Source organism: Celeribacter persicus, from assembly GCF_003050785.1.
In the GTDB taxonomy this organism is placed as follows: domain Bacteria; phylum Pseudomonadota; class Alphaproteobacteria; order Rhodobacterales; family Rhodobacteraceae; genus Celeribacter; species Celeribacter persicus.
In genome coordinates, this window is sequence record NZ_QAOH01000004.1 from 128094 (window position 1) to 146882 (window position 18789).

An 18789-nucleotide genomic window follows, 5' to 3' on the forward strand; every position below is an offset into this window, starting at 1 on the left:
TCAACGCCCCTCGTATTTGGGCTTGCGCTTCTCAAGGAAGGCCAGCACGCCTTCCTTGAAATCCCGCGTCTGGCCGCAATGGTTTTGCAGCTTCGCCTCAAGCGCCAGTTGTTGTTCCAGCGTGTTGTCATAAGAAGCATGCATGGCCTCTTTGATATGGCGATAGGCGACCGTCGGTCCCTTGGCGAGGGTGGCCGCGCGGGCCTGCCAATGCGCCGCAAAATCCGCATCCGGCACCGCCTCGTAGATCATGCCCCAGCGCTCGGCCTGAGAAGCCGTGATCTCATCGGCGAAAAGTGCCGATCCTATGGCGCGGGCCATGCCGATCACGCGCGGCAGGATATAGGTCCCGCCCGCGTCCGGCATCAACCCGATGCGCGAAAACGCCTGAAGGAAGATCGCCGATTGCGTGGCGATGACCACGTCGCAGGCCAGCGCCAGAGAAGCCCCCGCCCCGGCAGCCACCCCATTCACGGCGGCAATCACCGGCACCGGGCAATCGTGGATCGCGTGCAGCATCGGTTCGTATTCGTCGCGCAGCGTGCGTTCGAGATCGGCAGTCGCCGCATCCACCCCGTCGCCCAGATCCTGCCCGGAGCAAAAGGCATTGCCCTCGCCCGTGAGCACGATGACCCGCGCAGACCGCCCTGCGTCGCGCACCGCATGGGTGATCTCCGCGCGCATCTGTGTGTTGAGTGCATTCTTCACCGCCGGACGATTGAGCGTCACGGTCGCGATGTCATTCTCCAACGTGAAGCGGATGGTCTCGTAGTGCATGCGCGTCTCTCTCCCTGTTTCAGCTCAAGATAAGGGCTTGGCGAGCAAAAGGAAGAGAGACGCTCCGTCAAATGTACCGCCTACAGCCCGTGAAGAACCGAAGCGCGTTCCGGCACCTCCGGGTTGGCGCTGCGCCGCCGGATTACCTCGCGGATCACCGCCTGCGCCGTGACGTCGGGACGGGTTTCAAGACGGATGTAACACGAGCCGTCCCGGTTGCGTTCCAGAAGCCCGTCTTCGATGAGCGAGCGCCGAATTTGCGCCGGATCGCGAAACACGGTCATGCTGTCGAACAGCTCCGAAATCGTGCGTTCCGTAAATTCCCTGCGTGGCGGCACCTGCGCCCAAAGCGCCCAGAGGCAATGTTGACGCACCTTGCGTTTGGTGGACCAGCTTTCGAGCAGACCTTCGGACGTAAACCGCGCTAAAGCACGGGACACCGCACGTCCTTCGACGGGCTCGACCGGACTGGCCCCAGTTTGGGTCGCCTTGAGATGCTGGAAATTGCGATAGCCACCGGCGCGCGCGATGGCGTTCAGCAAAGTCTGATGGCCCGGAGGACACTGGGCGGCGTCATCGAGATCGGATTTCAGCGCCCGCGCAAAGGCGGACACGTCGGGAATGGTAAGAGAAAGGGCCTCACGGGTCATCGGTATTCTCCGTTGATCGCGTCAGATGTCGTGCGGGGAGCTGCCCTTGGCCCACGCTCAAGACGCGCGGAAAACCGGAAGGTGAGAGAGCGACAGGTTCAGCTTACCCAAATGGGCGGCAGCGACTCGGTGAACTGCGGACCATATCGCAGATATACAAAACCCCACCGCTTTTTGTCCAGCGGCGGGGTTCCCGAGTATTTCGCCCAAGAAGAAGCTCAGTCCTGCATCAGATTTTCAAGCCGGGTCTTTTCCTCGTCGGTCAGGTCGGCGATCTCACTTTCCTGACCGCGGCGGCGGATAAAGGTGATGCCGATGCCGAGCGCAAGAATCAGCATAACCGGCCCGGCGATCCAGAGCACCTTGTTGGCGCCGTTCATCGTCGGTTTCAAAAGGACGAACTCACCGTAGCGGTCGACCACATAGTCCACCACCTCGTCATTCGTGTCCCCTGCGACAAGGCGTTCGCGCACCAGAAGCCGAAGGTCTTTCGCCAGCGTCGCGTTCGATTCGTCGATGTTCTCGTTACGGCAGACAAGGCAGCGCAAGCCTTGGGAAATGTCGCGCGCACGCGCTTCCATCGCCGGATCGGGCAGCACCTCGTCGGGCTGCACGGCGAAGAGTGGCGTGGCAGTCAGGAGTGCAAGGGCAAAGAGAAGACGTTTCATTCGGCAGGCACTCCTTTCGGGGCGGCGTGCGTTTTGCGCGCACCGGCGGCAACGCGGTAGCGACGGTCCGACAGCGAGAGCAGGCCCCCGAAAGCCATGATGATCGTCCCGCCCCAGATCCAGTTCGCCAGAGGCTTGATATAGGTGCGCACCGCCCAGCCTCCGTTCGACTGGATGTCGCCGATCACAAGGTAAACGTCACGCAGAAAGCCATTGTCGATCCCCGCCTCGGTCGTCGGCATCTGCGCCACCGGGTAGCTCCGTTTTTCGGGATGCAGCGTGGCGACTTTCCTGTCGCCCTCGAACACGCCCATGGTCGCCATGGTAGTGATGTAGTTCGGCCCCTGCCCGCGCTCGACCTTCTCAAGCGCGATGGTATAGCCCGCCACCTCGAAAGTTTCACCGACCTGCACGACGCGGATATCTTCCACCGTCCAGGCGGTGAGCCCGGCGATCCCGGCCATGGTGATGCCAAGCCCGCCATGGGCCAGCAAACGGCCCCAATCGGCACGCGGCAAACGGATCAGGCGGCCAAGGTTCACGCTCTTGCCGGTGCGCAACAAAAGGTCCTGCACTGCCCCCGCCACAAGCCATGTGCCGAGGGCCAGACCGATGGGCCCGAGCAGCGTTTTCTCGGTCTGGATCGACCAGATCAGGCCAAGGACCGCGAAGGCAAGGATCATCGAGGGGATGAGTTTTTTCACCGTCGCCCCCATGCGCGCGCGCTTCCACGGCATGATCGCCCCGATGGGCAGCATGATCGCCAGCGCCACGAAGAAAGGCGTGAAAGCGGCATTGAAGAACGGCGCACCGACGGAAAGTTTGCGGCCCCAGAAGGCTTCGGCGATGAGCGGCCAGATCGTACCAATGAAGACGACGAAGGAGGACACCGCAAGAAGGATGTTGTTGATCACCAGAGCACTTTCACGGGACACAAGCGAGAAGACCCCCTTGGCCTGCATCGCGTTGGCGCGAATGGTGAAGAGCGCCAGAGCGCCGCCCATGAAGATCGCGAGGATCAGCAGGATGAACACACCACGCTCCGGGTCGTTGGCGAAGGCATGGACGGAGGTGATGACCCCCGACCGCACGAGGAAAGTGCCGATAAGGGAGAATCCGAAGGCCATGATCGCCAATAGGATGGTCCAGCTTTTCAGCGTCTCGCGTTTTTCCACCACGATGGCGGAATGCAAAAGGGCTGCGGCAAAGAGCCATGGCATTAGGGAGGCGTTCTCCACCGGGTCCCAGAACCAGAACCCGCCCCAGCCAAGCTCATAGTAAGCCCACCACGATCCGAGACCGATGCCGATGGTCAGGAAGACCCACGCCGCGAGTGTCCACGGGCGCACCCAGCGCCCCCATGCGGCGTCGACCCGGCCTTCGAGCAGAGCGGCGACCGCGAAGGAAAAGGTCATCGAAAGACCAACGTAGCCGAGATAGAGGAAGGGCGGATGAAATGCGAGGCCGGGGTCCTGGAGAAGCGGATTGAGATCGTCGCCGTTCATCGGCGGCATCGCCAGACGCAGGAACGGGTTCGAGGTGAAGAGGATGAAGGCGAGAAAAGCCACACCGATGGAGCCCTGCACCCCGATCACACGGGCGCGCAATGTGGCCGGAAGATTGCCGCCGAACAGTGCCGCAGCCCCACCGAACAGCGCAAGGATCAAGACCCACAGGAGCATCGAGCCCTCATGGTTCCCCCAGACGCCAGAGACCTTGTAGAGCATCGGCTTGAGCGTATGCGAGTTCTCGACCACCACCTTGAGGGAGAAATCAGAGGTCACAAAGGCATAGGTCAGCGCACCGAAGGAAAAGGCGATCAGCACGAGCTGGATCATCGCGGCGGGTTCGCCCACGGCCATCATCGCCCGATTGCGGATCTGTGCCCCCAGGAGCGGCAGGATCGTCTGTGCCAAAGCCACGAAAAAAGCCATGACGAGAGCAAAATGTCCGAGTTCTACGAGCATGGGCTCCTCCCTTTTCTCCGGTTCTACCCGCTCTGAAGCCGCCCGCCAATGGGCTGCGCGCCCGTGTCGCAAGGAAATGATCCCGACACAAAGGCCCGGCACAAAGGAAAGGGGCTGCCCCAGCCCCTTTCCCTCTCTTCCCACCAGCTTTTGCCTTCAAAGGATCAAAAGCACCCCAAAAGAGACGATCACGGCTCCGATGACCGGCCAGAGAAACCTGAGCCCCGAGAGGCCGAACGTGCCCTGTATCACCGAAAAGTGAAGCACCGCACCGGAGATCAAGAGCGAGAGGAACAGGAACAGCGCTGCCACCTCGATCCCGAGGACCGGAGACCAAAACGGACCTTGCGCGATCTGCATTGCCCACCACCAGCCGGTCGTGAACCCCGATCCCGCCCAGCTCAAAGACATGCCCAGCGCCAGAGGCGTCGCCCGCACCTGCCAGAGCCAGAGGAAGGTCGCCGAGATCATCAGCGCCATGAGGGCGATGGCCCCGAAAGCCAACAAGAGCGCCTGAGAAACCCCGAGCAACAGAACGGCCAACACAAGAGCGCCCAGCACGATGCCATAGAGTGTGAGAACCTGTTTCATTGCTTCAACATCTCCTTGACGACGGCATCGAGCGCGTCCGCCGCCTCGCGATTGCGTCTGAGCGCGGCGGTCAGGGCCTCGCCCAGCCAAAGCGCGCGTAGCACCGCCTTCACCTTGCGCCACAGCATCACGCACCTCCCCGGGGCAGACGCTCCCGGATCATCGTGGTCATCTCGATCAGGACCTGCGTGTTCTTGTCGAGCACATGTCGCGTCGCCTGATCCTTTTGCAGATCGCGATAGAGGAGGAAAAATACCATGAGCACCCATGGCCCGTGTTCGGCCAGTGCCCCAACCAGAGCATCACTCATCGCGCCCCTCCTTCCACGCCAGAAGCGCCGGGTTCGGGGCCTCGGCCCCCGGCACGTCGACCGGCGCGGCAGTCCAGCCGGAGCCGGACGGAAGCCCCTGCCCCTGCGCACCCGCATCCAGTGCCCGCAAGGCCGCGATATTGGCCTGAACCACCGGGGCCTGCGCCATGGTGGAGGCGACAGAGCGTTGAAACTCCTGCGATTTCACCTGATAGCGCGCGCCGAAATAGAAGGACACGATGGTGCCTAAAAGCCACCACAACGGCTCCGGCACGAGCGCGATGCCCTGCATCCGGGAGGCGAACCAGATCGGATCGACCATGGCGGAAACGCAAAGCCCGATGGTGCCAAAGGCCATCAGCGGGCGCGGCACACGATTGAGCGCATCCATGAAGCGGTCGAAATACCCCCTTTGCACACCGGCTTGCGGCCCCGCGAACTCGCCCGCGAATTGCTGCATCGCCGCCGAACGGTAGCCCGCCTCGCGCGCGCCAGCGTTTTCCTTGTTCTCGAAGAACACCTCCGCCGTGTCCTTCACCACATTGCGCCCGTCGCCGAACAGCAAATCGAAAATCCGCCCGATCACCCCCATGCCACCACCCGTGCGGCATGCTCGGCCTCCGTCAGGTGATAGCGCGGGGAAATGAAATCTTCGGCGCGGGTGATCCAGCCACCCTTGCCGCCGTCGCGTTTCTTCGCGTATTTGCGCGACCCCGGTCGACGGTCCGCCAAAGCGTAATAGTAATTGCGCCGGGCGATGCCGTAAGCGTCCGCGAGATAGGCCGGGGCCAAAGACTGCGCGATGAACGCCGCCTCGATCGTCTGCGGCCCGACCGCCCCGTCAATGGCGATGCGCTGGCCCATGTCATTCAGGAGCCGCTGCAAAATCCGCACCGCATTGGCGCCTGCGTTGACATACATGTCGAAGACGCTCGCCTGCAACACCGGCGGCAATTCGTCGAGCCGGGGGGCGTGAAAGTAATGTTCGACGAAAATATCCCGTGCCTTGTCCCGCGTCAGTCGTTTGACATCGGTCTCGTTGATCCGTCCGTTGCCGTCGAGATCGAGCCCGAGCCGCTGCATCGTTGCAAGCGTGACCCCGTATTTCGTCGCCCCGCCGGGATCGTCGGGGTCGTTGACGTAACCACCCTCGCGAGCGACGATTTCCATCGCGATTTGCTGTACTGTTTTCATCTGCCTCAATCCCACCAAATTGATGAGTTGAGGCTCGCGCAAAAAGGTTAACGTCGGCGGAGTTGGGCGTTCGGAGTGGACCTTAAAGGCAGTTAACCGCCCTCCCCACGCGCCTTCTGTTTGGCCTCGAACTGCTCCCAGACCTGCATACGGCCCTTCTGGCGCGCATCCGCAAGCCAGAGTTTTTTGCGCACATCGGGCAATTCCATGGACCTGTATTCTCCCCTCGAAAATTTGGCCCAGTCGATTGCGAGGCCCTGTTTGACCATCTCAGCCGACAAGTCACGCCCATCCGGCAGGTAACAGCGCGCAACCGTGCGGCCATGACTGTCCACATCTGTCACCTCGGTGCGAATGGATTGACCTTTACAAAGTTTGACCAGAGCCCATTTTGCCTTTTTTCCATATGGATGATTGAGCTCAGGCGCATCAACCCCAAAGAGACGGATTTGGGTCTTGGCGATGGTCAGCGTATCGCCATCAACGACATAAGCGGCGCCCCGCAAGACGGGCTTTTCCGAAGCCTCTCTTGCCGTCTTCTCATTAAATGGCGCAGGCTTGAGAGTTGGACGATAGTGCGGTTTAGGCTCGACCGGCTTGAGCGAACGCCTTACATCTTTCTTCGCTTGGCCAATGAATAAACCACCAATGATGATGGCCGAGACAATAAGAAATTCAAACATGTTTAATTTCCCCTAAACGGGGAGATTGAACGACAGACTTCTTAAGATTTCAAGAAAAACACCAGACTATTCTTGTCATTAGGCCGCCGGACCTCAACTCTCCGGCTCCACATAAACCCCGGTCTCCTTGAGGCTGTCCATCACCTCTTTCGGCATATAGGTCTCGTCGTGTTTGGCCAGAATTTCGGTCGCCACGAAGATGCCCCCGACCATGGAGCCGGTGCCGATCATGCCCTGGTTTTCGCCGAAGAGATCGGGCAGCACGCCCTCGAAGGTCACCGGGATGGTTTCCGCCCCGTCGGTCACGGAGAAGGTCACATGGGTGCCTTCGCCGCGCACCAGAGAGCCGTCTTCCACCAGCCCGCCAAGCCGGAAAATCTCCCCTTCGCGCGGCGGCTCGGCCACCACTTTCGAGGGGTCGCGGTAGAGGTTGATCCCATCGCGCATCGCATAGCCGATCATGCCGGTGGACAGCGCCAGCGCCACGGCGGCGACGGCGAAGACCTGAATGCGGCGTGTCTTTTTAAGGTTCTTCAAACCGGCCATGGGATCTCCTCCTCAGGTCTTGAATCACGGATACATGGGGACACTCATGAGACCCGTGGTCTCATTGAGGCCCAGCATCAGGTTGGCGTTCTGGATCGCCTGACCGGACGAGCCCTTGGTCAGGTTGTCGATGGTGCCAATGACGATGGTACGGCCCGGAATACGGTCCTCCACCACCCCAATATGGCAGAAATTCGAGCCGCGCACATGTTTCATCGCGGGCGCTTGGCCGAACGGCAGCACATGAATGAAGGGCTCGGTCATGTAAGCGTCGGCCAGCGCGTAATGCACGGCGGTGGCCTCGCCCTGCACGTAGGCCGTAGCGAGGATGCCACGGGTCGCCGGGATCAGGTTCGGCGTGAACTGGATGCGCACATCCCGGCCCGCCACCTTTGAGAACTCCTGATCGAACTCGCCCAGATGCCGGTGCTTGCCGCCGATGGAATAGCCGAAGGCGTTGTCTTCCAACTCACCGTAAAGCAGGTGTTCCTTGAGCGAGCGCCCCGCGCCGGACACGGCCACCTTGAGATCGAGAATGATCTGGTCGAGATCGATGACACCGGCGGCAATCAGAGGCCGCAAAATGAACTGCCCCGTCGCGGCGTTACAGCCGGTGCCCGCCACAAGACGCGCGCCCCTGATCTCGTCGCGGTAGAATTCGGTCAGGCCATAGACCGCCTCTTTCTGAATCTCCACGGCCGAATGCGGCTTGCCATACCATTTCTCGTATTCATCCGGGTCACGGAGACGGAAATCGGCGGAGAGATCGACGACCTTCGTGGTCGGCGGCAGGTCCTTGATCACCGCTTGCGAGGTCGCGTGCGGCAGGGCGCAAAACGCCAGATCGACGGCGGAAAAATCAATATCCTCGATTTTGCATAGCGCCGGCAGATCCATGTGACGCAGATGCGGATAGACCTCACTCATCTCCATGCCCGCCTTGCGGTCACCCGAAAGCGCCACGACCTCCATCATCGGATGGGTTGCGATCAGGCGGACAAGTTCCGCGCCCGTGTAGCCGGAAGCTCCAAGAATGGCGATTTTATAGCTCATAGCAGTCGTCTTTCACATCGGCCCCGCCATGCCCTTGATCCGGGTCAAGCAGGTGCCCCAATTTAGAAGGATTCTGAATCTATCGCAATTGCGACGGGTGGGCGCAGGGCGAATGGCCCGTCAAGCCTTGATGAACTCGACTTTTCGTCGCAGGAATTGCGTGGCCCCGCGCGAGACTTTAACGGGGTCGCCCGTGGTCAGGAACATTGTTTCGGTGCCCGGCCCCACCATTGCAGGGTGTCGCGTCAGGTAGTCGGCCAGCGAGGAGGCCACCAGATTGGCCTGGCTGAACACTTTCACATCCGCACCCAACGCGTCCTGAAACGCCTCTTCCATCATCGGGTAATGGGTACAACCGAGAATGGCCGCATCCGGCGTCGGCATCTTGCGTTTGAGCGCATCGACATGGGAACGCACTAGCGCGTCGGCGAGAATCAAGTCGCCGTCTTCGATGGCATCCACGACGCCGCCGCAGGCTTGTGCCTCGACATCCACACCGATGGCGCGGAACGCCAGCTCGCGCTGGAAGGCACGGGAGGCGACGGTCGCGGGGGTCGCGAACAGCGCCACATGCTTCACCTCGACTTCGCGCGGGGGCGAGTTGTCGCCCCATTGCCGTTCTGTGAGCGCTTCGATCAGCGGCACGAAAACACCGAGCACCCGCTTGTCACGCGGAATCCAGCTTTCCTGCATCCGCCGCAGCGCCGCAGCAGAAGCGGTGTTGCAGGCAAGGATCACAAGATCGCACCCCGCTTCCCAAAGCCGTTCCACGGCGGAGGTGGTCAGGTTGTAAATGTCATCGGCGGTCCGCACCCCGTAAGGTGCGTGCGCATTGTCGCCGAAATAGACGAAGGGCACGTCGGGCAGCCGTTTCTGAACCGCGTCCAACACGGTCAACCCGCCCAAACCACTGTCAAAAATGCCGACTGCCATCTCAATACCGATCCTTCAGCCCCTTGCGGGCCGCTTTTGGGGAATGGGCTCCGTGTTTCGCCTCGAACTCAAAACCCAGCCCGGCATGTGCCAAGGGCTTTGAGGATAGTGAATAGGTCTCGACGCGCAGAAAATCCATAAGCTTTTTGCTGTCCCCGCGGAATTCGGCCAGCAGTTCCGGACGGATCGGATCGCCGATCGCCACCCGCACGGGCGTACCGAGACTGCGCCGGAATTCCCGGATCAAAAGCCCCATGCGCAGCGTTGCATGGACATGGCTCGCCAATTGGAACAGCCGCGAATTGGCCCCATCGAAATAAAGCGGCACCACCGTTGCCCCCGATTTCGCCACCATTTTCGCCGTGAACGCCCGCCAAGTCGGATCGAGCGGCGGTCCCATCGGTTTTGCGGCGGTCGACACCGTGCCGCCGGGAAACACCCCGATGCAGCCCCCCGCGCCCAGATAATCCAGCGCCGTTTTGCGGGTTTCCAGATTGAGCGCCAAAGCCTCTTTCGTCTCGTCGAACGAAATCGGCAGGATCACTTTCTCGAGATCATTGGCCCGGCGGAACACCCGGTGTGCCAGAATGCGGAAATCTCCACGGGTGAGCGACAGGATATGGCCCAGCATCAGCCCGTCGAGAATGCCGTAAGGATGATTGGCCACCACCACAAGCGGCCCCTCGGTCGGAATATTGACCAACGCTCCACGCGTCACCTCGAACGTCAGCCCGTAGCGCTCCGCCATCACCGCCCAGAAATCGCGACCGCTCGCGACATCTGCATCATAACCCTGCGCTCGCCGGATCAGGCCAATCCGTCCCGTGGCGTTCTCCATCAGCCGGATCAGCACCCGCCCACCGCGCGTGGCCGCCGAACTTGCATAGGAAATGTCACGGGCCACTTGACGCGCGGTCATGACGTCCTCTGATCCCCCGACATGCATGCGCTCTCTCCCGACCCGCATTCCGTCCCCTCCCCCATGACCAACTCCCGTTGCCCGAAATCTTTGCATTTGCTTCATATCCTTGCGTCAATTTGTGTTCACGCAAAGCATTCCCCTTGCGATCTGTGCGAAAACAAAGAATGAAACGGCCAAAATTCCTCTTTAGGCTATATCTCATGTAAACTGCCGTGAAGAGGAGGAACAGCAGGTGACGGGTATGGATTGGGACAAGCTGAGAATTTTTCACGCGGTGGCGGATGCGGGATCGCTCACCCATGCGGGGGACGCATTGCATTTGAGCCAGTCGGCAGTGTCGCGTCAAATCCGTGCGCTCGAAGAATCGCTCTCCACCACCCTGTTTCACCGCCACGCCCGCGGATTGATTCTGACGGAACAGGGCGAGTTGCTGTTCGAGGCCACCCGCGCCATGGCGAAACGGCTCGACGCCGCCGCCGCGCGCATTCGCGACAGTGAGGAAGAGGTTTACGGTGAATTGCGGGTGACCTCCGCCACCGGCTTCGGCACGCTCTGGCTCGCGCCGCGTCTGTCGAAGCTTTACGAGAAGTACCCCGAGCTGAACATCGACCTGATGCTCGAAGAGCGCGTGCTCGACCTGCCGATGCGCGAGGCCGATGTGGCGATCCGGATGAAGGAACCCTCGCAGGCCGATCTGATCCGCAAGCGGTTAATGAACATCCGCATGCGTCTTTTCGCAACACCGGAGTATCTCGCCGAACACGGGACGCCGGAAACTATGGACGATCTGACCAAGCATCGGCTGATCTGCCAGAATCCGAATTCCCATCAGGTCGCCGCCGGCGCTCGTCTCGTCGAAGAGCTGAACGATCACAACATCCGTTCGAAGCTTTTCGTGAACAATTATTTCGGCGTGCTTCAGGCCGTGCTCAACCACCTCGGAGTGGGCGTGCTACCCGATTATCTGGTCGAAACCTCGCCCCATCTGGTGCGCGTCCTGCCCGGTGTGGAAAGCGGTGAAGTGCCCGTCTTCCTCGCCTATCCCGAAGAGTTGCGCCATTCCAAACGCATCGAGGTGTTCCGCGATTTCATCATCGAAGAGATCAACGCCCACCGCCGCCTGATGCGCGACGAAGACGGTGGCGAGCCCTCCTGAGCCCCGCTTTCTGCCCCGCCATCCCGGACCACACAACGCGTCCTCGGGCATATCTCAGATGGATGATATGCGTTTTCCGCATAGCGGCATTGCAATGCATGCGCAGAAAATTCCTTGAACGATTCACAAACTGCCCCTAAATGCAGCAATGAAGCCGCTGATTGAGGCAGCTCAGTGCGGTTTTACCTCCCTGTTGGACTTAGGCCGAGCTTTGCTCGGCCTTTTTTTTGCTTTCGTTTCGGTTTTATGCCGCCCGGTCCGTGACCACGCATCCCTCCCCGGAAACACCTGAAAGGAAACTCCTCGAAAGCCCGCAGGGGATCGACAACGCGCTCTTTAGCCCCTTTCCCAAAACCGCCAAACGTCCTAAGAGGGCGCGTAACGACAGGCTGCCGCCCAAGTGGACATTCGAGGGGACATTCATGACCGAACCCGCCATCACCGAAGAGATCATCGCCGCCCACGGTCTCAAGCCGGAAGAATACGCCGAAATCCTGCGCATTCTGAACCGCGAACCGACCTTCACCGAGCTGGGTATCTTTTCGGCCATGTGGAACGAACACTGTTCCTACAAATCCTCGAAACTGCACCTGCGCAAACTGCCGACCTCCGGCCCGCAGGTCATCTGTGGCCCAGGTGAGAACGCGGGTGTGGTCGATATCGGTGACGGGCAAGCCGTGGTCTTCAAGATGGAAAGCCACAACCACCCCTCCTATATCGAGCCCTACCAAGGGGCCGCGACCGGCGTCGGCGGCATCCTGCGCGACGTGTTCACCATGGGCGCACGCCCCATCGCGGCGATGAATTCCCTCTCCTTCGGCGTCAAGGAGCACCCCAAAACCAAACAGCTTGTCCATGGCGTCGTCGAAGGTGTCGGCGGCTATGGCAACTGTTTCGGGGTGCCGACCGTGGGCGGCGAGGTCCGCTTCCACGCCGCCTATAACGGCAACTGCCTCGTGAACGCTTTCGCCGCCGGTCTGGCGGACGCGGACAAGATTTTCTACTCGGCGGCCTCGGGCGTCGGCATGCCCGTCGTCTACCTCGGTGCGAAAACCGGTCGTGACGGTGTTGGCGGCGCGACCATGGCGTCTGCCGAATTCGACGACAGCATCGAGGAGAAACGCCCCACCGTTCAGGTCGGCGATCCGTTCACCGAGAAATGTCTGATGGAAGCCACCCTTGAGCTGATGCGGACCGGCGCGGTGATCTCCATTCAGGATATGGGGGCCGCCGGTCTCACCTGTTCCGCCGTCGAGATGGGCGACAAGGGCGGTCTTGGCGTGCGTCTCGATCTCGAAAACGTGCCGCAGCGCGAACCGAACATGACCGCCTATGAGATGATGCTTTCTGAATCTCAGGAACGCATGCTCATGGTGCTGAAGCCCGAGAAAGAGGCCGAGGCGCGTGCGGTGTTCGAGAAATGGGACCTCGATTTCGCCATCGTCGGCGAGACCATCGAGGAAGACCGCTTCCTGATCATGCACAACGGCACCTGCATGGCCGACCTGCCGCTGTCCACACTCGCCTCCTCCGCGCCGGAATACGACCGTCCTTGGGTTCCGACGCCCGAGGCCGAACAGGTCGCCGACGTGCCGCAGATCGACGCCATCGACGGGCTCAAAGGGCTGATCTCCTCGCCGAACTACGCCTCGAAAGCGTGGGTCTATGAGCAATACGACACGCAGGTCATGGCCGACAGCGTGCGCACCCCGGGCCTTGGCGCCGGTGTGATCCGTGTCCATGGCACGCCCAAGATGCTCGCCTTCACCTCCGACGTGACGCCGCGCTACGTGCGTGCCAACCCGGTCGAGGGTGGCAAACAGGCCGTAGCGGAAGCTTACCGCAATCTCTCCGCCGTGGGCGCCCTGCCGCTCGCGACCACCGACAACCTGAACTTCGGCAACCCGGAGAAACCGGAGATCATGGGGCAATTCGTGGGCGCTCTGGATGGCATCGGTCAGGCCGTCGCCTTCCTCGACATGCCGATCGTGTCGGGCAACGTCTCGCTCTACAACGAAAGCTACGGCGAAGGCATCCTGCCGACCCCGACCATCGGCGCGGTGGGTCTCATCGCCTCGGAGAACGATCTGATCGCCGGTCTCGCCAATGAGGGCGATATCGCCGTGCTTGTGGGGGAAACCAAGGGACTTTTGGGCCAGTCCGCGCTCCTTTACGAGGTTTTCAACCGCGAAGATGGCGACGCCCCTCATGTCGATCTTCATGCAGAGAAACGCAACGGCGAATTCATCCGCGCCAATGGCAAGCTGATCGGCGCCGTAACCGATCTCTCCGACGGCGGGCTTGCGCTTGCCGCCTTCGAGATGGCCGAAGCCGCCGGTGTGGGCGTCACACTCGACAGTGACGACACCGCCACGCTCTTTGGCGAGGATCAGGCGCGCTACCTCGTCGCCTGCTCTTTTGACGCCGCCGAAGCCCTCATGGCCGCCGCCAGCCAGGCGGGGGTCCCCATCGCCACCGTCGGCAAATTCGGTGGCGACACGGTGAAATTCGGAACGTCTTCCGCCCCGCTGGCCGAACTATCCGCGATCTATCGCGGCACCTTCGGCGAGATTTTCGGCTGATCCTCTTCTTGGCCATATCATCTCAAGAAGGCCCGCCAAACCGCGGGCCTTTTGCTTTATAAGACACTCATGACCGACCTGCCCGACCTCACCTCCAATTGTTCCCAATGCGCAGCGCTATGCTGCGTCGGACTAACGCTCGACAAGGGCGATCTGTTCTCTTTCGACAAACCCGCGGGAACGCCCTGCCCCAATCTCGACGGGCATCTGTGTTCTTGTCACAATGAGCTCGAAGAAATCGGCAACCGGGGTTGTGTGCTCTACGATTGTGCCGGGGCCGGTCAACGTGTGACGCAACTGCGCTTCAACGGCGAAAGCTGGCGTGACGACCCGACGCTTCTGTCCGCCATGCTGCGCGATTTCGACCGGCTGAAACCTCTGCACGAGCGGATGCGGCAACTGATGGAGGCCGGAGTTCTCGATCTGCCGGAAGCGCTTGAGAACGAACGACAGCGCCTCCTGCGCAAATGCGCGCGGGCCTGGGCCGACACGGACACGCTCGCGGCAGACTATGAGACATTCCTGAGCGCGATTGCACAGGGTCATCCCGCCTGAATGCTTGCAGCGCCCCGCACCACCGCTTACATTTCAGACCAACGACAAACCAAGGAGCGCCCTACATGGCCATCACCGCCACCGATATCGAACATCTGATCCGCATTGGTTTCCCCGACGCCAAGATCATCGTTCAGGGAGATGACGGCCAGCATTTCGCCGCCGAGGTGGTGGATGCCTCGTTCAAGGGCATGAACCGCGTCCAGCAACAGCGCGCCGTCAACGCGACCCTCAAGGAAAAGCTCGACAGCGGCGAGTTGCACGCGCTGGCGTTGACCACCCGCGCGCCGGAGTAAAAGTGGAACTTCTGGTCGGGGTACTGGAGACGCTCTATATAGTGTTCAACCGCCTGCCCCGGCTTTTCAAATATGGCCTTCGCGGACTCCGTGAAGATCACCCAAAGGACATTGATCATGACTGCGCAAGAGACCATCCAGAAAACCGTCGATGAGAACGATGTCGTTCTCTACATGAAGGGCACCAAGCTCATGCCGCGTTGCGGTTTCTCGTCGAAAGTGGCGGGGATCCTGAACTTCATGGGCGTCGATTATCTCGATGTCGACGTGCTCTCCGACGAGGAAATCCGTCAGGGGATCAAGGAATTCTCCGACTGGCCGACGATCCCGCAGCTTTACGTCAAAGGCGAATTCGTCGGCGGCTGCGACATCGTGATCGAGATGACGCTCTCGGGCGAGCTCGACCAGATGCTCGCGGACAAGGGCGTCGCTTTCGACACCGAAAAAGCCGACCAAATCCGCGCCGCGAACACCTGATCACCCTTCTCCGACGGAACAAAAGGCACGTCCGAGACGTGCCTTTCTTCTTTGGACAGAGGGGGTTAATTCCCTCACTGAAGGACATCGGAAGATCGTGACGTGACAGCCTTCGGCGATCACCCCTCGTTCAGCGTGTCTGTCACACCCAGCCGTTCCTCGAAGGCGGCGGCCATGGCCTCTGCGCGGGCGGCCATCTCGGCCAGCGTGTCGGTGACATCGGCGGGCACCACCGGCACCTCGACCTTCACCGGTTCCGGCTCCGGACGCGCCCGCATCTCTTCGATCAAGGCTTCCTGCGCGCCGAGCTTGCTCTCCAGCGCGCGCATTTGTTCTTCCATCCCGGCGGTCTTGTCCGCGAGCATCAGCCCCGCCATCAGGAGCATCCGCTCAGAAGGTAAACGCCCGATCTGGCTCGACAAAACCGAAGCCTCATTGTCCAGAAGCTCGGCTGCGGATTTCAGGAAATGCTCCTCCCCCGCCTGACAGGCCACATCGAATTCGCGGCCACCGATGGAGATTTTCACTTCGGGCATCGTTTATACCTCCTCGCTCGGTTGCGCACCCGAGGCCCGCGTCATCACTGCGCGCAACTCGGTCAGGATCGCGTCGAGCTCCGTCACATCCACATCCCGCGTCACCTTGAGCGCTTCCAGCTCGGCGCGCATCCCGGCGTTGATCAGATCTGCGTCGGACAGCCCCACGGCATTGGCCTCGCGCAGCGCTGCATTGTTCTCGCGCAGTTGCGCATTCACATGACGCAGCTTCCGCATTTCCCGGTCGTGATCCATCAACTGACGGCGCAAGGTCTCCACCTCGTCCTCAAGTGCAGCCACATGGGTTTCCTGACGATCGTGGATCGCCTTCACACGGTCTTCGAGCTGGGCGTTGATGCTCTGCTCGGCTTCCAGCGCATCGTTCAGACGGGCAACCTCCGCCTCCAGCGCCTGACTGGCGACTCCCCCCGTCTGCGCCGCCTCGGCACGCTCCTCGGCCACGGCAACCGCACGCCCGATCCGCTCAAGCGCGGCTGTGATCCGGGCTTCGAAATCGGAAATCTCGCTCATTGCCACCTACTCACATTCTGCTCTGTCATCATGCGACCTCTCTCCCTGCGCCCTGTCTGGCACCATGAAAGCCGAAACTTCCTTTGTGCTCAAGGGCGAAGCGCGCGGGCCTCATGTTCTGTCTCTTGATTCGCGAGACTATCCCATGGGACCGGATTTACCAACATGCCTCCTGATCGGAGTGCGGAAAGCCCAGACAACATGGCCGCATGAACGCCTCGCCGCTTGCACTTTGCCGCCACATCGTTATCAGAAGGCCCGAAAGGCCGGAATTTCCGTGGATTCCACACGTTCCGACCTCAGTTTGGGAGCCTATAAGGAGATCCGCCCGTGGATATCGCAACCCTGCGCGAGGCGCACCCCGATCACTGGATGCGTGCCGCCGCCATCCGCACGCTGACGCTCGATGCCGTCGCCGGTGCCAATTCCGGTCACTCCGGCATGCCGATGGGCATGGCCGATGTGGCCACCGTGCTGTTCGGCAAGCATCTGAAATTCGATGCTTCCGCGCCGCTCTGGCCGGACCGCGACCGCTTCATCCTGTCGGCGGGTCACGGCTCCATGCTGATCTATTCGCTGCTTTATCTGACCGGCTACAAGGAAATGCCGCTCGAAGAGATCAAGAACTTCCGCCAGATGGGCGCGAAGACCGCCGGTCACCCGGAAAACTTCCTGCTCGACGGTGTCGAGACTACAACCGGCCCGCTCGGCCAGGGCATTTCGAACGCCGTCGGTTTCGCCATGGCCGAAGAAAGCCTGCGTGCCCGTTTCGGCGCCAAGCTTCAGAACCACTACACCTATGTCATGGCCGGTGACGGCTGTCTCATGGAGGGCGTGTCTCAGGAAGCCATCGCGCTCGCCGGTCGTCAGAAACTCGGCAAGCTGATCGTCTTCTGGGACAACAACAACATCACCATCGACGGCACAGTGGACGTTTCTGATCGCACCGATCAGGTGGCGCGTTTCAAATCCGCAGGCTGGCATGTCCAGTCCATCGACGGTCATGACCCGGAGCAGATCGACGCCGCCATCGAGGCCGCGAAGAAATCCAAGAAACCTTCGATGATCGCCTGCAAGACCCATATCGCTCTGGGTCACGCCGCGCAGGACACCTCGAAAGGCCACGGCGCGCTCACCAATCCCGACCAGCTCGCCGCCGCGAAAGCGGCCTATGGCGTGAACTGGGGTCCTTATGAGGTCTCCCCCGAGGTGAAAGCCGAATGGGAAGAGATCGGCGCGAAAGGCCGCCACGAGCGCGTTGCATGGGAGGCACGCTTCGAGGAGCAGTCCGAGCGTCGTCAGGCCGAATTCAACCGCGTCTTCGCGGGCGATGCGCCAAAGAAACTGTCGGCCACGATCAAGGCGTTCAAGAAACAGATCTCCGAGACCGCGCCGAGCCTCGCGACCCGCGCCTCCTCGCAGAAGGTGCTCGAAGTGATCAACCCGATCATGCCCGAAACCATCGGTGGCTCCGCAGACCTTACCGGATCGAACAATACGCTCACGGGCGACATGGGCGTCTTTGACGAAACCAACCGCAAGGGGCGTTACGTCTATTATGGCATCCGCGAACACGGCATGGCCGCCGCGATGAACGGCATGGCGCTTCACGGGGGCATCCGCCCTTATGGCGGCACCTTCTTCTGCTTCACCGATTACGCACGTCCGGCGATGCGTTTGTCGGCCCTGATGCGCATTCCGGTGACCTATGTCATGACCCATGACTCCATCGGTCTCGGCGAAGACGGTCCGACCCACCAGCCGGTCGAGCATCTCGCCATCTGCCGCGCGACGCCGAACACGCTGACGATCCGCCCGGCGGATACGGTCGAGACGGCTGAGGCCTGGGAAATCGCACTGACCGCGCAGAAAACCCCGTCCGTTCTGGTCCTGACCCGTCAGAACGTCCCGACGCTGCGCACCGAGCACAAGACCGCGAACCTCGTGTCCAAAGGCGCTTATGTGCTGGCCGAGGCCGAGGGCAAGCGTGACGCGATCCTGATCGCCACCGGTTCCGAAGTGGCCATCGCGATGGAAGCCCGCAAGATCCTGCAAGAGAACGGTATCGGCACCCGCGTGGTGTCCATGCCCTGTATGGAACTGTTCGCGGAACAGGACGAAGCCTATCGCCGCAAAGTGCTTCCGGCCGGTCCGGTGCGCGTTGGTGTGGAAGCCGCCGTACGCGAAGGTGGCTGGGACCGCTGGCTTCTGGGCGAGCGCGGTCGTGAAGCAAAACAGGCTTTCGTGGGCATGACCCGCTTCGGCGCGTCCGCCCCGGCCGAAGAGCTCTACGAGAAATTCGGCATCACCGCCGGGAACGTGGTGGCTCAGGTCAAGGCGCTCTTGGGCTAAGGACCATCCG

Annotated in this window: 22 protein-coding genes; 6 read left to right on the forward strand and 16 right to left on the reverse strand. The window is 61.3% G+C overall.

Features of this window, described 5'->3' with window-relative positions:
• From C8N42_RS06920 to C8N42_RS06980, 14 genes are all read right to left on the reverse strand, one after another.
• Positions 1 to 777 (reverse strand): enoyl-CoA hydratase-related protein, encoded by a 777-nt coding sequence (locus C8N42_RS06920; RefSeq protein WP_107815814.1) that lies wholly within the window; start codon positions 775 to 777, stop codon positions 1 to 3.
• Positions 778 to 857: 80 nt separating this feature from the next.
• On the reverse strand, positions 858 to 1427 hold the full coding sequence (locus C8N42_RS06925; RefSeq protein ID WP_107815815.1) for a DUF2087 domain-containing protein: 570 nt from the start codon (positions 1425 to 1427) through the stop codon (positions 858 to 860).
• Positions 1428 to 1645: 218 nt separating this feature from the next.
• Positions 1646 to 2095: a cytochrome c-type biogenesis protein gene (locus C8N42_RS06930; RefSeq protein WP_107815816.1), complete on the reverse strand. Its 450-nt coding sequence runs from the start codon at positions 2093 to 2095 to the stop codon at positions 1646 to 1648.
• Positions 2092 to 4062, reverse strand: coding sequence for a heme lyase CcmF/NrfE family subunit (locus C8N42_RS06935; protein WP_107815817.1), 1971 nt, complete (start codon positions 4060 to 4062; stop codon positions 2092 to 2094). Before C8N42_RS06935 ends, C8N42_RS06930 begins: the two co-directional genes overlap by 4 nt.
• A gap of 156 nt (positions 4063 to 4218) precedes the next feature.
• The gene (locus C8N42_RS06940) at positions 4219 to 4653 is read right to left on the reverse strand and encodes a hypothetical protein (RefSeq protein ID WP_107815818.1); all 435 of its coding nucleotides are present in this window, start codon (positions 4651 to 4653) and stop codon (positions 4219 to 4221) included.
• Positions 4650 to 4781, reverse strand: coding sequence for a hypothetical protein (locus tag C8N42_RS22070; RefSeq protein ID WP_281261413.1), 132 nt, complete (start codon positions 4779 to 4781; stop codon positions 4650 to 4652). The genes C8N42_RS06940 and C8N42_RS22070 overlap by 4 nt, the downstream gene beginning before the upstream one ends.
• Complete coding sequence (locus C8N42_RS06945; protein WP_107815819.1) at positions 4781 to 4963, reverse strand: hypothetical protein; 183 nt, start codon at positions 4961 to 4963, stop codon at positions 4781 to 4783. The genes C8N42_RS22070 and C8N42_RS06945 overlap by 1 nt, the downstream gene beginning before the upstream one ends.
• Positions 4956 to 5555, reverse strand: coding sequence for a holin family protein (locus C8N42_RS06950; RefSeq protein ID WP_107815820.1), 600 nt, complete (start codon positions 5553 to 5555; stop codon positions 4956 to 4958). Before C8N42_RS06950 ends, C8N42_RS06945 begins: the two co-directional genes overlap by 8 nt.
• Complete coding sequence (locus C8N42_RS06955) at positions 5546 to 6157, reverse strand: holin-associated N-acetylmuramidase (protein WP_107815821.1); 612 nt, start codon at positions 6155 to 6157, stop codon at positions 5546 to 5548. Before C8N42_RS06955 ends, C8N42_RS06950 begins: the two co-directional genes overlap by 10 nt.
• Positions 6158 to 6249: 92 nt before the next feature.
• Positions 6250 to 6840 carry a thermonuclease family protein gene (locus C8N42_RS06960; RefSeq protein ID WP_107815822.1) on the reverse strand — a complete coding sequence of 197 codons (591 nt, stop codon included), beginning with the start codon at positions 6838 to 6840 and terminating at the stop codon, positions 6250 to 6252.
• 93 nt (positions 6841 to 6933) lie between these two features.
• On the reverse strand, positions 6934 to 7377 hold the full coding sequence (ccmE, locus tag C8N42_RS06965) for a cytochrome c maturation protein CcmE (RefSeq protein ID WP_211309160.1): 444 nt from the start codon (positions 7375 to 7377) through the stop codon (positions 6934 to 6936).
• Between the two features lie 33 nt (positions 7378 to 7410).
• The gene (gene argC / locus C8N42_RS06970; RefSeq protein ID WP_107815824.1) at positions 7411 to 8439 is read right to left on the reverse strand and encodes an N-acetyl-gamma-glutamyl-phosphate reductase; all 1029 of its coding nucleotides are present in this window, start codon (positions 8437 to 8439) and stop codon (positions 7411 to 7413) included.
• Positions 8440 to 8559: 120 nt separating this feature from the next.
• Complete coding sequence (locus tag C8N42_RS06975; RefSeq protein WP_107815825.1) at positions 8560 to 9372, reverse strand: glutamate racemase; 813 nt, start codon at positions 9370 to 9372, stop codon at positions 8560 to 8562.
• Between the two features lies 1 nt (position 9373).
• On the reverse strand, positions 9374 to 10291 hold the full coding sequence (locus C8N42_RS06980) for a lysophospholipid acyltransferase family protein (RefSeq protein WP_107815826.1): 918 nt from the start codon (positions 10289 to 10291) through the stop codon (positions 9374 to 9376).
• 244 nt (positions 10292 to 10535) lie between these two features.
• Between C8N42_RS06980 and C8N42_RS06985 the strand changes: the two genes are divergently transcribed.
• The 5 genes from C8N42_RS06985 to grxD all read left to right on the forward strand — a co-directional run bounded on the left by C8N42_RS06985 (position 10536) and on the right by grxD (position 15360).
• Complete coding sequence (locus tag C8N42_RS06985) at positions 10536 to 11450, forward strand: LysR family transcriptional regulator (protein ID WP_107815827.1); 915 nt, start codon at positions 10536 to 10538, stop codon at positions 11448 to 11450.
• A gap of 422 nt (positions 11451 to 11872) precedes the next feature.
• Positions 11873 to 14032: a phosphoribosylformylglycinamidine synthase subunit PurL gene (purL, locus tag C8N42_RS06990; RefSeq protein ID WP_107815828.1), complete on the forward strand. Its 2160-nt coding sequence runs from the start codon at positions 11873 to 11875 to the stop codon at positions 14030 to 14032.
• Between the two features lie 69 nt (positions 14033 to 14101).
• A complete protein-coding gene (locus C8N42_RS06995) occupies positions 14102 to 14587 on the forward strand; it encodes a hypothetical protein (protein ID WP_107815829.1) in 486 nt (161 codons plus the stop codon).
• A gap of 65 nt (positions 14588 to 14652) precedes the next feature.
• Entirely contained in the window at positions 14653 to 14883 is a 231-nt protein-coding gene (locus C8N42_RS07000) for a BolA family protein (RefSeq protein WP_107815830.1), read from the forward strand.
• A 117-nt stretch (positions 14884 to 15000) separates the two neighbouring features.
• Positions 15001 to 15360 carry a Grx4 family monothiol glutaredoxin gene (grxD, locus tag C8N42_RS07005; RefSeq protein ID WP_107815831.1) on the forward strand — a complete coding sequence of 120 codons (360 nt, stop codon included), beginning with the start codon at positions 15001 to 15003 and terminating at the stop codon, positions 15358 to 15360.
• Between the two features lie 119 nt (positions 15361 to 15479).
• On the opposite strand, the gene C8N42_RS07010 is transcribed toward grxD, so the two are convergent.
• Entirely contained in the window at positions 15480 to 15896 is a 417-nt protein-coding gene (locus tag C8N42_RS07010) for a cell division protein ZapA (protein ID WP_107815832.1), read from the reverse strand.
• 3 nt (positions 15897 to 15899) lie between these two features.
• A complete protein-coding gene (locus tag C8N42_RS07015; RefSeq protein ID WP_107815833.1) occupies positions 15900 to 16427 on the reverse strand; it encodes a hypothetical protein in 528 nt (175 codons plus the stop codon).
• Between the two features lie 330 nt (positions 16428 to 16757).
• On the opposite strand from C8N42_RS07015, the gene tkt reads away from it, so the two are divergent.
• Entirely contained in the window at positions 16758 to 18779 is a 2022-nt protein-coding gene (gene tkt / locus C8N42_RS07020; protein ID WP_107815834.1) for a transketolase, read from the forward strand.
• Positions 18780 to 18789: the final 10 nt, after the last annotated feature.